This is a genomic window from Paenarthrobacter sp. TE3676, from assembly GCF_056279165.1.
In genome coordinates, this window is the sequence record NZ_JBWBQU010000004.1 from 415342 (window position 1) to 429111 (window position 13770).

The 13770-nt window shown below is 58.8% G+C and carries 11 protein-coding genes; 2 read left to right on the forward strand and 9 right to left on the reverse strand.

Annotated features, from left to right (window positions below):
• Window positions 1-27 precede the first annotated feature (27 nt).
• The 4 genes from ACZ881_RS12445 to ACZ881_RS12460 all read right to left on the reverse strand — a co-directional run bounded on the left by ACZ881_RS12445 (window position 28) and on the right by ACZ881_RS12460 (window position 4050).
• A complete protein-coding gene (locus ACZ881_RS12445; RefSeq protein ID WP_476115852.1) occupies window positions 28-1578 on the reverse strand; it encodes a sodium:solute symporter family protein in 1551 nt (516 codons plus the stop codon).
• Entirely contained in the window at window positions 1578-1814 is a 237-nt protein-coding gene (locus ACZ881_RS12450) for a hypothetical protein (RefSeq protein ID WP_476115854.1), read from the reverse strand. Before ACZ881_RS12450 ends, ACZ881_RS12445 begins: the two co-directional genes overlap by 1 nt.
• Window positions 1815-2015: 201 nt before the next feature.
• A complete protein-coding gene (locus ACZ881_RS12455) occupies window positions 2016-2990 on the reverse strand; it encodes a helix-turn-helix transcriptional regulator (protein WP_476115856.1) in 975 nt (324 codons plus the stop codon).
• Between the two features lie 40 nt (window positions 2991-3030).
• Window positions 3031-4050, reverse strand: a complete 1020-nt coding sequence (locus tag ACZ881_RS12460) for a LacI family DNA-binding transcriptional regulator (protein WP_476115857.1) — start codon at window positions 4048-4050, stop codon at window positions 3031-3033.
• 73 nt (window positions 4051-4123) lie between these two features.
• Between ACZ881_RS12460 and ACZ881_RS12465 the strand changes: the two genes are divergently transcribed.
• Window positions 4124-5524, forward strand: coding sequence for an amidase (locus ACZ881_RS12465; RefSeq protein WP_476115859.1), 1401 nt, complete (start codon window positions 4124-4126; stop codon window positions 5522-5524).
• Window positions 5524-6333, forward strand: coding sequence for an alpha/beta fold hydrolase (locus ACZ881_RS12470; protein WP_476115861.1), 810 nt, complete (start codon window positions 5524-5526; stop codon window positions 6331-6333). The genes ACZ881_RS12465 and ACZ881_RS12470 overlap by 1 nt, the downstream gene beginning before the upstream one ends.
• Before the next feature lie 213 nt (window positions 6334-6546).
• Here ACZ881_RS12470 and ACZ881_RS12475 read toward each other — a convergent pair whose 3' ends face one another.
• The 5 genes from ACZ881_RS12475 to ACZ881_RS12495 form a co-directional block, all read right to left on the reverse strand.
• The gene (locus ACZ881_RS12475; RefSeq protein ID WP_476115863.1) at window positions 6547-8013 is read right to left on the reverse strand and encodes an NAD-dependent succinate-semialdehyde dehydrogenase; all 1467 of its coding nucleotides are present in this window, start codon (window positions 8011-8013) and stop codon (window positions 6547-6549) included.
• A 40-nt stretch (window positions 8014-8053) separates the two neighbouring features.
• Window positions 8054-9346: a 4-aminobutyrate--2-oxoglutarate transaminase gene (gene gabT / locus ACZ881_RS12480; protein ID WP_476115865.1), complete on the reverse strand. Its 1293-nt coding sequence runs from the start codon at window positions 9344-9346 to the stop codon at window positions 8054-8056.
• A gap of 230 nt (window positions 9347-9576) precedes the next feature.
• Window positions 9577-10383, reverse strand: coding sequence for a maleylpyruvate isomerase family mycothiol-dependent enzyme (locus ACZ881_RS12485; RefSeq protein ID WP_476115867.1), 807 nt, complete (start codon window positions 10381-10383; stop codon window positions 9577-9579).
• A 47-nt stretch (window positions 10384-10430) separates the two neighbouring features.
• Window positions 10431-12122 carry an amidohydrolase gene (locus tag ACZ881_RS12490; RefSeq protein WP_476115869.1) on the reverse strand — a complete coding sequence of 564 codons (1692 nt, stop codon included), beginning with the start codon at window positions 12120-12122 and terminating at the stop codon, window positions 10431-10433.
• Between the two features lie 187 nt (window positions 12123-12309).
• Window positions 12310-13641 carry an MFS transporter gene (locus tag ACZ881_RS12495; RefSeq protein WP_476115871.1) on the reverse strand — a complete coding sequence of 444 codons (1332 nt, stop codon included), beginning with the start codon at window positions 13639-13641 and terminating at the stop codon, window positions 12310-12312.
• Window positions 13642-13770 lie beyond the last annotated feature (129 nt).

The window sequence follows — 13770 nt, forward strand, 5'->3', positions numbered from 1 at the left end:
GCAGTTCCTCGAGCCTTACACGGGAGGTCATGCTGGTTCTTGGCTGGGTACTGGTTTCGCATCCGTCAACACAGAAGCGTCCTCCAGCATTTCGGTACGAGCTCGGGCGGCACGAAAGAGGCCGTCTACCCTGGCCAGCTCGGCGTCGCTGCTTCTACGGATGAAACTGACCAAGATGTAGACACTCAGATTGACGATCAACCCGACCAAGCCGGCTCCAAACCCGCCGAGCCATGGAACTGCGCCGCCCGTGTCCATGTAGGGAATGGTCAGCACCAGGGCTATCACTGTGCCGATAAGAAGCCCGGCAATTGCTCCATCCTTGTTGCCTCGGCGCCAGATCAGTCCACCGAAGATCGGGACAGCCAGCTGGATGATCGCCTGGTAGGCAAGCTGGGCCACTCCGGCCAAGTTTGACCACCCGTAAATTTGATTTGCGATGACTGCTGCAATGATGGCTGCGGCAGCCATGGATCCTTTGGCCAGATAGAGTTCCTGCTTGTCGCTCAGAGGCCGAATCACGCCGACTATGTCGTTGGCGACCTGCGTTCCAAGAGACTGTGTGACCCCGTCAACAAATCCCATGCTGGCCGCAAAAACGATGAGCAGGGCAAAGGCAAGGAGCCAGGTTCCGCCTGCGTCTTGCGTGAGAGCGAAGAATGCCGACAACGGATCCGCCGAGGCAAGAGACATGGGCGCGGCGCAAAGCGCGACAGCCATAAGCAACACAAAGAAAACAAACCCGATCACCATGGCTTGGAGGGAGCCCTTCTTGACTTCCCGAACACTGCCGGCTGTATAGATCCGGGTGAAAATCATGGGCCAGCACAAGCTGCCGATGATCCCGGAAGCAACAATTCCGAAATAGAACCATTCGCCGCTTTCTGAACCGTAGCCCGGAAGGCTTAGCTGCGCGGTGGTGAGCTGTTCAAGATTGGAGAAGCCGCCGAAGTAGAAGATCAACAGGCCCAAGCATAGAACGGCAGAACCGATGTATGCCACGATCCCCTGAACCATATCGGTGACGATCAGTCCACGCATGCCCATTTGCACAGTCCAGAACTGGCGAACAACGAGCACTGCGATACCGATCAGAATCGAGACCTCGAAGGAGAGGTTTCCCAGAGAAGCCCATTGGATGACCGCGCCCATGGCAATGAGCCCGAGGATGAGCCAGGGAAGTAGCGCCACAACGCTGATAGCGCTGCTAAGCAATTTCAGGCCAGGGCTGTTATAGCGCAGCGACAGCAGGTCTGACTGGGTGCGCAGGTCGAACTGTTTGCCCCATTTCCACACTGGTCGAGCAATGAAGTACATGGCGAGAACGCCCAAGGTGGAGTAGACGAGGAAATAGAGACCAATGACACCACTGATGACGGCAAAGCCGAAGACCGCCGTGAACGTGGAGCCGGGCCACCACGAATTGGTGTAAGCCATTGACACGAACCAGCTGGAGAACGATCTTTCGCCCACCGCATAACTGCTGAAGCTTGAGACGCTGCGACCATGCTTGGTCTTATGCAGCACGAGGACGATCAGCAAAAAGAACGCGGCGAGGACTCCGAAAGTGATAAGCATCAGTCCAAATCCCCCCGTCGTCCCTCAACGCGCCACAGGCCGTAAGCCACCAAGATGGGTGCGGCTGAAACCAAGAGGAGATACCAGATGGAGCCGGGGACACCGGCAACCAGTGCGTGTTCTTCAGAAAGTGCAATGTACAGCGGCGGCGCCAAGGCCAGCACGAAAATCAGGGTGAACAGCGTGCCGAAAAGAAGATTAGTAAGGGACCGCCGATGAATCTCTGCGCGTTCCATGATGCCTCACTTAGGACTATGTATTGGGGTGTCAATGGTGACAAATCCAAGCCTAGGCAAGCCTCTTCGCGGGTGATATCGGTCACGTGACGTATCTTTGCCTCGTGCGGTGGGGTTGGACGCCCCAGAGAAGATCAGGGTGCTGCAGGACGTCAGACGAGCCGGGCAAGTGTTCTTGTGCGCAGTTTCGAAAGGCCCGTCTTATTTGACAGGCAGGCGCCCGGGAACGGTTTGAATGAGCCGCAGCCCCTCGCGGGTCACAAGTGCGGCTGCTTCAGCACGGGAGGAAACCCCAAGCTTTGCAAGAATGTGTTCGACGTGGGTTGATACCGTTCGTCGGCTGACGATCAAGCCATCGGCTATGTCAGGGTTGCTGACGCCGTCAGCAAGAAGTGTGACGATCTGAAGCTCTCTGGGGGTGAGTCCATAGGGCGGTAACACTTCGCGTTCCGCCACGAGGGCGGTGTTCTGTATACACCGCGTGAGGCTGATTCTGTGGCAACTCCCCTGATCGTCAATCCAGATGTAGCTGCTGTCTCCGTGCGAGGCTAGTGGCAGGAGTAGTGGCCACAACGGTCCGTCCGATTGGAGGGTCTTGCCTACTTCACGGCCTGTAATGGCTTGGTCGAGGCCTGCACCAATCACCGCTACGTTAGCGTCGCCATGCAATTCCTCGGCCAGGACCCGGTGCGGTTGCGATGGGTCACAGGCGGCGGCAAGCACCGGAAGGAACTGTTCGACAACTCTCTTGGTTTCTTCTGTCGCAGACCGTGCCATCCCCCAGTTCATGTGGATGGCCCCCACATGGTGCCCACCGGGCAACCAAAGGCTCGCAGATATGCCTTCGTTAAAGCCTGCCGGCCGAAGATAATCTTCGGCCAGGGGTGTGAACGCAAAATGGACGTCCCAGTCACGATCGAGATCTGCCCATCGAAGAGCCTGACGGACTCGGTTTCGCACGACGCCGAATCCTGGATTCTTGGTTTCCGGGATGAAGTTCTCAAGCAGCTGTGACACTGCATCCTCTGAGTAGCCTTCTGAGGCCAGATGCTGGTGCTGAGGGCGTTCTCCGGAAGGGTTCGACGCTGACAGCAAGACGGCATCGCACTTCACCAAGTCGCGAAGGAGCTTGGTAACTTGCTCTGCCCGCTCAAGGATGACCGGTGTTGCTGCCATTGGCGTTTTTAGTGTGGGATAAGTGCGCATCGAACTATTCCTAATCAGGAGAAAGTGTTGATTCCCGGATGACCAGCTCCGGGGCCAAGCGCTCTGAGGACGGATTCTGTCCATGGAGAATTGAAACGAGCAGCTCCAGCGCCCGGGTACCCATGGTGTGCAATGGTGAGCGCACACTGGTCAAGGGCAACGGCAACTCGGCTGCAAGCTGAGTGTCGTTGTAACCCGCCACGGCGATGTCCCTTCCGGGACGCAGTCCTGCGTCGCGGACTGCGCCCAGAACACCGATAGCGGCAAAGTCATTGACAGCAAAAATGGCTGTCAATTCAGGGGATTGCTTGAGGAGGTATTCAGCTGCCTCATGGCCGCCTCTCGCATCGAAGGCGGATTTCACGGTTAGCACCTCAATGCCCGCCTTCCGGTACGTGTCGACAAAGCCGCTGCTCCGGTCCACGCCTGTACTGGCGAAAGGCTCGCCAGCGACTACGCCGACCTTCACGTGCCCAAGGTCCAGAAAGTGCTCGGCAACAAGGCGGCCTCCCAGATAGTCATCACATGTCACGGATGGATACTTGGACGCGTACCGGCTCACGAGAACGAACGGCACCCCGCGCGCCGCCATTTCATCCAGCACAACTGCGTCCCGGTGCGCGTCGCCTAGGATGAGGCCATCGACGTGACGGGACAAAGCCAAATCAATCCTGGCGCGCTGTTCGGCGGGGCGATCATAAGTGTTCATTACAAACGTGGCCAGTCCGTTCCGGGCACATGCTTCTTCCACCCCCTCGTAGATAGTGGCGAGCACCATGTCGGACAAGCGGGGAACCAGCACTCCGATCAGATTGCTTCGCGCCGTTCGCAGGCTCTTTGCGTGTGGGTTGGGCTGATAACCCAGACGTTGAGCCCAATCACGCACTGCTGCTGCCGTAGCCGGTGATGCCGCACGCGAAACGTCGTCAGGAGATCCGCTGAGAACCCTCGACACTGTCGAGACGTCCAGTCCCGCCGCCTGCGCAATCGTTTTCAGCGTGACCGCGCTGCTTTTATATCTACCTGGCATCGTTGAAAACTCCCTCTGAGATCTGTGTACAAATCTTACCAAACGATTGTCCCAAACGTTTGGGTATGGTTACATGCAGTTCACAACCACCATCAACTGCGAAGAGGCACATATGCGATCGCCCGATGCACAACTGAAGAAACCCCCTGGAGCGGGGTTTTTCGCCAACGTTGGTGTTTCCGAGCTCGCCGCCATGATGCGGAGTGGGCTTATCGGGCCAGCGGACCTTGTGGACATAGCACTGCACGAGGCCCACCGGTGGCAGCCTTCGATCAACGCGTTCGTCTCGTTCGATGAGAACGGCGCCTATGCGGCGGCGGCGCGGGCTCGCACTGAGCTGGCCTCGGGCATTGATCGGGGGCCGCTACACGGCATTCCTGTTGCCGTTAAGGACGTCATCGATGTACGAGGAATGCCCACAACGGCAGGTTCGCGCCACCGAAAAGACCACCTTGCCCGTGAGAACGCCGAATGCGTTGAACGGCTTGTCCAGGCAGGAGCGATCATTATAGGGAAGACCACGACACACGAATTTGCGAACGGACCTACCGGAGATCGCGCGGCCACCGGCCCTACGCGCAACCCACACGATACCGACCATATGGCTGGTGGTTCGAGCAGCGGGTCCGCTGCCGCGGTTGCCGCTGGCATCATCCCCTTGGCGCTTGGTACCGACACCGGCGGATCCGCTCGTATTCCGGCGGCTTGCTGCGGCGTTGTAGGGCTCAAACCAACCCATGGAGCATTGCCCACCGGCGGGATGGTGCCTTTGGCCCCGTCACTGGACACCATCGGCTTGCTGGCCCGCACCGCGGCCGACTGTCTCCTGCTGTGGACCGCGTTGAGGGGCACCCAGACTGTAGCTCTCCCCCCTGGTATCGGATGGATCAAACCGGATTCGATATATCCGACGCAACCCTCGGTCACTTCCACTGCCCGCGGCATGATCAATAATTTTCTAACAGGTGAAGCCCAAGTTCTGGAGGCCGGTGATCTGAGGGAAACATATAGGATCATTCAAGGCAGCGAGGCATACGCACAGCACACAAAGCTGATGTCCGGGGCGCCCGAACTTTACGATCCCGAAGTCCTCGCCAGGCTCCGTTCCGGAGGAGAGATTCTTGGCTGGGAGTACGTTAAAGCGATAAAGCTTAGGCACATAGCCCGCCAAAGTATCCAGCCTCTACTGAAAAGCTACGGGCTTCTGGCGCTTCCGACGATACCCCTGGCCCCTCCCAAGCTGAGCAGCCGTATGGAGATCATAAACGGAAGCAGCGTCGAGACCCGCAAGGCTCTCCTCTCCCTTACAAGCCCATGGAGCGTTTTAGGACTCCCCGCCATCTCCATCCCAGCGGGCACGACCGAGGGGCTGCCGACTGGACTACAGCTGGTAGGTCCCCCCGGAGCCGAATCCCAACTTTTGAGGGTGGCCGCGCAAATTGAAGAGACCCAGCACCCGATGACAGGAAACTGATGCAAACACTTACCTTCAACCGTGACGGAACGACTCTGACTGCCGAGCTACGAGAAGGCAGCGGACCGCCCGTCGTGATAGTTCCAGGCGTGATGTCTGATGCGTATACCTGGCGCCCGGTCGCCGATGCATTGAACTTGAATAACCCGATAATGGTCATTAACCGCCGCGGGCGGCTGCCAAGCGGCCCGACAGGTCGTGACTACTCGGTCCGGACTGAAATTGACGATTTGCACCACATCCTCGACACCCTCGAAAAGGATGTCCACCTGTTCGGCTGGAGCTATGGCGGACTGATTGCTTTGGAAACGGCGACAGAGCGACGCAACCTGCGCTCTGTCATCGCGTATGAGCCCGTCTCCAGCCCGTTCGGATCGAACGCCCTTGAACCCCTACGTCTTGCTCTCGGGAGGGGCGACTTGGACAGCGCTGTCGAGGTGGTCAAGCGGGTCATGGCGGGTTACTCCGCCGAATATATGGCAGCGCTGCGCGCGGACCCGATTTGGCCTGTCCTCCGTCCTCTTGTTCACCCCCTGGCTGATGAGCTGACTGCTATAAATGACCATGTTGCCGCGCTTTCCAGATACAGCGAAATCACGGCTCCAGTCACCCTGATGCTTGGCGAACGCAACGAGGAGAAGCCGCCATACGGAGTCGCTTTCACCGCCTTCTCTCAAGCCCTTCCCCAAGCCGAGGTCGTTCGGCTGGCAAACCAGGGTCACCTGGCCCACAGCGAAGCACCCGGCCTTCTGGCCGAGCACCTCACGCAAGCAGTCTTGAAGCACAACGAATCCCAACATTCCAGCTAGTGCGCCAATTTCAGAAGGACCAGCAGGCTCGTTCTGAAGCTCCCCCGGGGTGTTCGTATGAACTTCCTTTCCGCTTCGTCTGCGTGCCGGCCAGATGAATGCGGAGGAAAAGGTGAGGGCCCTCACGTTCGGCATTGAACGTGAGGGCCTCACTGTCTGTCAGCTTCAGTAGGTACCGTTGAGCCCTGCCGGGACCGGTAATGGCCGCTGCTATCAGCGCGGGATAAGGGTGTATTTGGTTGAAAGGAACTCGCTGATGCCCTCAAACCCGCCTTCCCGACCTACACCGGATTGTCTTATTCCGCCAAAAGGCGCTGCGGCGTTGGAGATGAGACCAGTGTTTAGGCCCATCATTCCCGTCTGCAGCTTTTCAATCATGCGCTGGCCGCGATGAATGTTCTCCGTGAACACATAGCTGACCAGCCCATAGTCTGTGTCATTGGCGATTTTGACTGCTTCCTCCTCATCAGTGAATCGGATGATGCCGAGGACCGGTCCAAAGATCTCTTCGGACATTAGAGCCGAGGTGGGACTGAGCCGATCCAGAACTGTTGGCTCGAAGTAGCTCCCGGGACCTTCTATGGACTTGCCTCCAGTGAGGACTGTTGCGCCGGTCGCTATGGCGTCAGCAACCAGACGTTCAACCTTTGCGACTGCACGGTTGTCGACCAAAGCGCCAATGTCGGTGCTTTCCTCCGTTCCCCTGCCGATCTTCATTTGGGCCACCCGGTCGCTTACACGTTGAGCAAAAGTATCCGCGATCGAATCATGGACGATGATGCGGTTCGCCGCCGTGCATGCCTGGCCGATATTGCGGAACTTCGCCAGCAGGACACCCTCCACGGCTCTATCCAGGTCGGCATCCTCGAAGACGATGAACGGGGCGTTACCCCCCAACTCCATGGACGTTCGCAGTACATTCTTGGCGGCGGCTTCAAGAAGCTTTACACCGACAGGAGTCGAACCGGTGAAGCTGAGCTTTTTGAGGCGGGAGTCCTTCAATAGTGCGCTGGACTGGTCCGCAGGCGACGTGGTAGGAACCACGTTTACAACTCCTGCCGGAAGGCCCGCTTCTTCGAGCAGTTGTACCAGGAAGATGGTCGTCAGCGGGGTCAGTTCGGCGGGTTTGATGACAACGGTGCAGCCGGCCGCCAAGGCTGGGGCAATCTTGCGGGTCGCCATAGCCAAGGGGAAATTCCACGGCGTGATGAAATAGGTGGGCCCGACCGGAAGGTGGGACACGACGATGTTGCCAGCACCCTCAGGAGTAGGACGAAAGTCGCCGCGGACGCGCACGGCCTCCTCCGAGAACCAGCGCAGGAACTCGCCTCCGTAGTTCACTTCGGCCCGGGCCTCGGAGATGGGCTTGCCCATTTCAAGGCTAATCAGTAGTGCAAAGTCCTCGCGGCGTTCCATCAGGAGGTCGAAGGCTTTGCGCAGGATGTTTGAGCGTTCACGCGTAGAGGTCTTAGCCCATGCCTCCTGGGCGGTTACAGCAGCTTCGAGCGCCCTAAGGGCATCGCCGACGGTCGCATCGGCGATTGTTTTGATGACTTCCCCGGTAGCCGGGTCTTGCACGTCAAATGTCGCACCGGTCGAAGAGGGCTGCCACGATCCTCCGATGCCAAGACCGGTTTGCACCCGGTTGATCAGTTCTTGCTCGTTGGCTTCTAGAGTCATTTCTGTCCTTCTTGGGTGGGTGAAGTTGGGTTGCTGTGATTTAGGCATTTGCTTTGAAAGCGTCCGCCACGACCTGAAGGCCCTCGCGCAACAAGTCATCTGATATGGACAACGGCGGCAGGAACCGGAGCACGTTGCCGTATGTGCCACATGTGAGTACCAGCACGCCGTCCTGGCCTGCCTTCTTCGCGATCGCAGAAGTCAGCGCAGCAGCCGGTCTCTGGCTGCCTGTCTCAACGAACTCGATGCCGATCATGGCACCGCGGCCGCGGATGTCGCCGACGCGGTCATCCTCTGCCGCTAGACCGGCGAAGAAATCGGTGATGATGGCACCGATTGCCCGTGCACGTTCCGTCAGGTTTTCCTTTTCATAGATTTCGATCGTTGCCAGAGCGGCAGCACAGGCGATGGGGTTCCCTGCATAGGTACCCCCGAGTCCTCCGCCTACGGCGGAGTTCATGATGTCTTTACGGCCAGTAACTGCCGAAAGAGGAAGCCCGCCGGCCAGTCCCTTGCCGAAAGTCATCAGGTCCGGAACTATGCCCTCATGGTTGGCAGCGAACATGTCACCGGTACGGGCAAAGCCGGTCTGCACCTCGTCCAGGATGAGAATGACCCCGTTCTGGGATGTCCATGCCTGCAGCACGGGTAGGAAACCGTTGGCAGGGGCGATGAAGCCGCCTTCACCCTGAATGGGTTCGATGATGACGGCAGCGACATTTGCGGCACCGATCTGCTTCTCGATTTGAAGTATCGATCGTGCAGCTGCCTCAGGGCCTGTGAGTCCGTCTCGGTAGCTATAGGAGGCGGGGACCCGGTAGATCTCGGGGGCGAAGGGTCCAAACCCGTTCTTGTAGGGCATGTTCTTTGCGGTCATTCCCATGGTGAGGTTGGTTCGCCCATGGAACGCGTGGTCGAAGACAACCACGGCCTGCTTGCCGGTGTAGTGGCGAGCGATCTTGACCGCGTTCTCCAGGGCTTCAGCACCGGTGCTGAAGAGGGCCGAGCGTTTTTCGTGGTCCCCTGGAGTGATGGCGTTGAGCTTCTCGGCGACTTTGACGTAGCCCTCATAGGGGGCGATGGTGAAACAGCTGTGTGTGAACTGCTCGACCTGCTGTCGCACCGCCTGCACCACAGCGGGGGCTGAATTACCGACGCCGGTGACGGCGATGCCGGAACCGAGGTCAATAAAGGAGTTGCCATCTGCGTCGATCAGCACCCCGCCTCCGGCGGCTACTACTGAAATTGGGAGCACTCCGCCGGTGCCTGTTGCAACGGCTGCGTCCTTGCGGGCCAGCAGTTCCTGTGATTTCGGGCCGGGTATGGTGCTCACGAGCTTCCGCACCTGCGGGAGGGTGGGGCCGCCTGTTATTGGTGGAGCTGACACGGTTGACTTCTTCTTTCAAGAGTTGTTGAGGAGATTTTTATGGTGACCAGTGCGTGGGCATCTGCGGAATTTCCGGGAGGACGAGGCAGATGCTTCAGCCAATGAGCGCCGAATACCCGCACGTGCGGTCTTCTTGGTCGGAGATCGCCTTGGTTGGGATTCTTCAGCAGTGGCGATTAGATCCAGCGGTGCGCCGCCGGCGCGGGGCCGATCTCACGTCCATCCGCATTGATCACCACGACGCCATCGTGACCACGTCCGGTGGCCCAGGCCAGGAGGTTTGTAAGTGTGCCGGAGACTGTCAGAATGTCGCCGCCTGCCGGTTCGGTTTGTCCTTCATCGCCAGGCGGAAAGTCCTTCTGAGCGTCTGTTGGGACAGCGCGCACGTAATGGCCGTCCCGGCCCTCCCAAGTAGTTAACACATCCTGCAGGATGCGGGCTGCGGCTGGCCGGGGTATGTCCTGGATGGTTGCTACGGTGTTGAGGTCGATGGCATGCAGCCATAGTTCGCGGGCCCGCATCCAAATGGTCTCGGAAATGGGAATCATGCGCCCCTGTGCGTTCTTTACTTTGTAGGTCCAGCGATCGTCGGGAAGATTTGTCCAGGATTCGTCGAGCTGTGCGGCCTCCTGCGAGGAGAGCCGGGTCAGACTCGCGTGGGAGAGTGTCGACCCGAGGTCGATCTCATCCGCCCGTGACACAGGCGATTCGTACATCGGATTCTCGATCCCTGTCTGCGCCCACTGGACCAACCGGGCAAGTGCTCGGGCGTTGTAGCCGATGTGCGCGATGACGTGTGCCCGGGTCCATCCGGGTAGGAGCGATTCGCCCTGGAGGTACTCGGGGTCCAGATCGCGGATCAGCCGGTCAAAGCTTGCCTGTCCGTCGCGCGCGAGGGCGAGATCCAATGCGATCGTTGTTGCCGGTTCGTCGGCTGGGTCTGCATCCGATAGCGAACGTGTTGAACTTTTTACTTCGTGCACCGTTAGATCCTCTTTGTTGTGTGCGTTTGGGTTGGGATATTCGGTCGTCAGTTGGTGACCGACTGGAGCTGCAATTGAGGTGTCGGACTCTTAAGTGCTTTCCGGGCGTCATAGCTCAGACGGCCGCCAAGAATCGTGGCCACGACGTCGATCTCGGCGATGTTGCGGGCCGTCAGTGGCGATTCAGAGAACACCGTGAAATCGGCGAGTTTGCCGCGTTCCAGCGTGCCCTTGTCCCGGAATTGACCGGTGGCGCGGGCAGCCCACTCTGTGTGCGTTCGAAGTGCTTCCTCAGGTGTGATGGCCTCCCCTGCGGCGAAAGGCAGGCCTTTGTCCGTCCGCCGGTCAACGGCCGATTGCATGCCCCTGCGCAGGTTGTTATCTGCTACCGGCAGGTCGGAAGATCCTGCGAGAAGGGCTCCCGCGTCGATAACGGACCGGCCCCTGTACAGCCAGGATTCCCGGTCGGGCCCAACCAGAGTCACAATCTGATCGCCTAAGGGACCAATGAATCCTGCTTGGGGGGCCACTGCGATGCCGAGGACACCGGCGCGAACGACTTGGTCCGGGCGGGCCATGCCGAAATGCTCGATACGGCAGGGTGCTTCGCCGCGGCCGTATCTGTCCTGCGCCTCCTCGATGACGCCCATCGCCAGGTCGATGGCGACATCGCCAATGGCGTGCAGCGCCAGGGGCCACCCGGCACGGTAGGCACTCAAGGCGCGCTCCCGGTAGGTCCCTGGTGCGTCCAAAAGGTAGCCGGTGTTGTGATCGTGTCCGCAGAAGGATTCGGTTACTGCAGCGGTTGCTCCCAGGAGGGAGCCGTCAAGGAAGACTTTTACGTGTCCGAACCGGACGTAATCGTCTCCGAAGCCGTAACGAAGTCCCAAGCCCAGTCCAAGACCTGCTCCTTGATGGTGGAAATCGGCAGGATGCCCCGTTATAGGTTGCAGCGCGTCCATGGCGGGCATCAGCTGGGCGCGGGCATGAAGATGACCGGTTTCGGCGGCGGTCTGGTACGCAGCAACCTCGACAGGGCTGTGGCCGATCCAGCCGCCGCCGATGCCGGCTTCGGTGAAGCTGGTTATCCCTTGTGCCGCGTACCGTTCGGTCGCGGCATCCAAGGCCCTAACGATTCTCTCGGTGGAATACGGCAGTAGCAGTGCCTGCACCAATCCCTGTGCAGCTTCTTCCAAAACACCGGTAGGATTCCCGTCGGCGTCCCGCACCACGATTCCTCCTGCCGGGTCCTGAAAGGCGGGATCTATAGCCCCGATCAGATCCAGCGTGGCGCTGTTGGTTATTGATGAATGACCGGAAGCATGTCGAAGGCATAGCGGACGATTTCCAGTTATTTCATCGATACGACCGATGTCCGGGAAGCGCCCCCTATGGTGGGCTTGGTTGAATCCGGTACCGTGCACCCAGGCTTCGTCATCACCGGACAGGCGCTCTACTTCGGCCTCGATCTTGACATAAACGTCTTCGAGTCCCCTGCACCCGCTTAAATCCACCGAATCGAGGCCCAGACCCCACCACGTTGTGTGGCAATGTGCATCGATTAGACCGGGGGTGATGCACGCATCACCGAAGTCAAGGGTGCGCTCTGCCTCCACATCTTCGACTTCTTCATCAAAGCCAACAATACGTTCGCCGATGACTCCAACTGATGTCACGGTGGGCCTGACGGGATCCATGGTGAGGATCTGGTTCGCCCGGATTAGCAGGTCGAGTTTCATTGTGAGGTTCCTTTCGGGTTCAAGCACTCCCCGTTGTGATGGGAGCGACCCGTCCTGCAGGGAGGGCTGGAAGTATCATCTTCGGTCCGGCCCATCAAAGGGTGTTTAAGGTGTTCACCAGCTCGTGGGGACGGGCGCGGGAAGCTGGGGATCGGAACTCCGTGGTGGATGCTCCGGCTGGACCTGGCTAGTGCTTGAAACCGGGAAGGTCCACGCTGAAGCGGGGTGCGATGGCGCCGGCTGCGGCGGTGATGACGGAGATCAAGGCAAGCATTGCGGCTGCGGGCCACCAGTGGTTTCCGGCAGCAGACACGATAGCGGTGACAAGCAACGGTACAAAGCCGGCCACCATGGCGGAAGTGTTGTTTGCAACAGCGACGCCAGTGAAACGCGTTTTAGCTGGAAAGAGTCCGGTAAGGACTGCTCCGGTACCGGCGTAAGGGAAGGAAAGAGTCGATACTGCCAGGACCATGGCGAGGACGATCAGGATCGGGTTGCCCGAGGTGAGAAGCAAAAATGCGGGAACTGCAACAACGGCGGAGGCGAGACCACCCCAAAGTATTACGCGGCTGGAACCGTATTTGGCGCCGAGTCGCCCGCTCCAGATAATCACGAATATTTCGGCGATTGCAGCGATGATGGTTCCAAGGAGCATCAAGGAAGAGGGGTACTTCAGTACGTTCACGCCGTACCAGACACAGAACGTGGTGACGAGGTAGAAGCCGCCCATTCCGAGCAGACAGGATGCCATGCCGATGAGGAGTTGGCGCCACGAGTGCTTAAAAGTCGTGCGGACAGGGCTCGGTTCGATTTCGCCGGCTTCCTCGATCTGACGGAACACCGGTGACTCTTCGAGCTTGCTTCGGATGTAGATCGCAATGAGCAACAGAGGCAGGGAGACAAGAAACGGGATGCGCCAACCCCATGCATCAAAGTTCTCTTTTGTGAAAAGGATGGTGACCAGGAAGAACCCACCAGAAGAAAGAATCGTTCCAATCGGCGAACCAATCAGTGGGATAACGGCGTAACGGGCGCGAAGGTGCAGCGGAGAATTCTCCACAACCAAGGTCAGGGCGCCTGACCATTCGCCACCGACGAAAAGTCCCTGAACGATCCTCAACAATACGAGCAGGATTGGAGCGGCGATACCGATTGCTGCGTAGGTCGGCAAAATACCAATGAGGCCAGTGATCATGCCAATGCCGATGATCGTGATCATGAGGGTTTTGCGACGACCGATTCGGTCGCCCATGCTCCCGAAGACAATGCCCCCCAGCGGCCTGGCGGCGACCCCGACCCCGAACGTGGCGAATGAAGCCAAGGCAGCCGTAGCCGGGTTGCCGCTGGTGAAGTATTGAACGTTGAACACCAAGGCCGCTGCGGCACTAAAAAGGAAAAAGTCGTAGTACTCGAGGGCCGAGCCGATCAGCGCGCCCAAAGCGACCTTGTTGGCGTCTTTCTTGCTCAGCTCTTGGACGGCATATTGCTCGCTTGTCGCCGTCTGCAGTGTCTCACTCATGATGTCATCTCCATTGATGCGGGATCCGGGTTACGTTTGCCTGAAGCTGGCGCAAACATCTTGTTCATCGAGGATCTCAAGAGCTACACCCATTTTTGCACAGCATTCACCACGACTTTTTTGGCAAAA

Excerpts from the sequence above, each read along its gene's own strand:
- ACZ881_RS12445 (WP_476115852.1), bottom strand. The coding sequence starts at position 1,578 with ATGCTTATCACTTTCGGAGTCCTCGCCGCGTTCTTTTTGCTGATCGTC.
- ACZ881_RS12450 (WP_476115854.1), bottom strand. The coding sequence starts at position 1,814 with ATGGAACGCGCAGAGATTCATCGGCGGTCCCTTACTAATCTTCTTTTC.
- ACZ881_RS12455 (WP_476115856.1), bottom strand. The coding sequence starts at position 2,990 with ATGGCAGCAACACCGGTCATCCTTGAGCGGGCAGAGCAAGTTACCAAG.
- ACZ881_RS12460 (WP_476115857.1), bottom strand. The coding sequence starts at position 4,050 with ATGCCAGGTAGATATAAAAGCAGCGCGGTCACGCTGAAAACGATTGCG.
- ACZ881_RS12465 (WP_476115859.1), top strand. The coding sequence starts at position 4,124 with ATGCAGTTCACAACCACCATCAACTGCGAAGAGGCACATATGCGATCG.
- ACZ881_RS12470 (WP_476115861.1), top strand. The coding sequence starts at position 5,524 with ATGCAAACACTTACCTTCAACCGTGACGGAACGACTCTGACTGCCGAG.
- ACZ881_RS12475 (WP_476115863.1), bottom strand. The coding sequence starts at position 8,013 with ATGACTCTAGAAGCCAACGAGCAAGAACTGATCAACCGGGTGCAAACC.
- ACZ881_RS12490 (WP_476115869.1), bottom strand. The coding sequence starts at position 12,122 with ATGAAACTCGACCTGCTAATCCGGGCGAACCAGATCCTCACCATGGAT.
- ACZ881_RS12495 (WP_476115871.1), bottom strand. The coding sequence starts at position 13,641 with ATGAGTGAGACACTGCAGACGGCGACAAGCGAGCAATATGCCGTCCAA.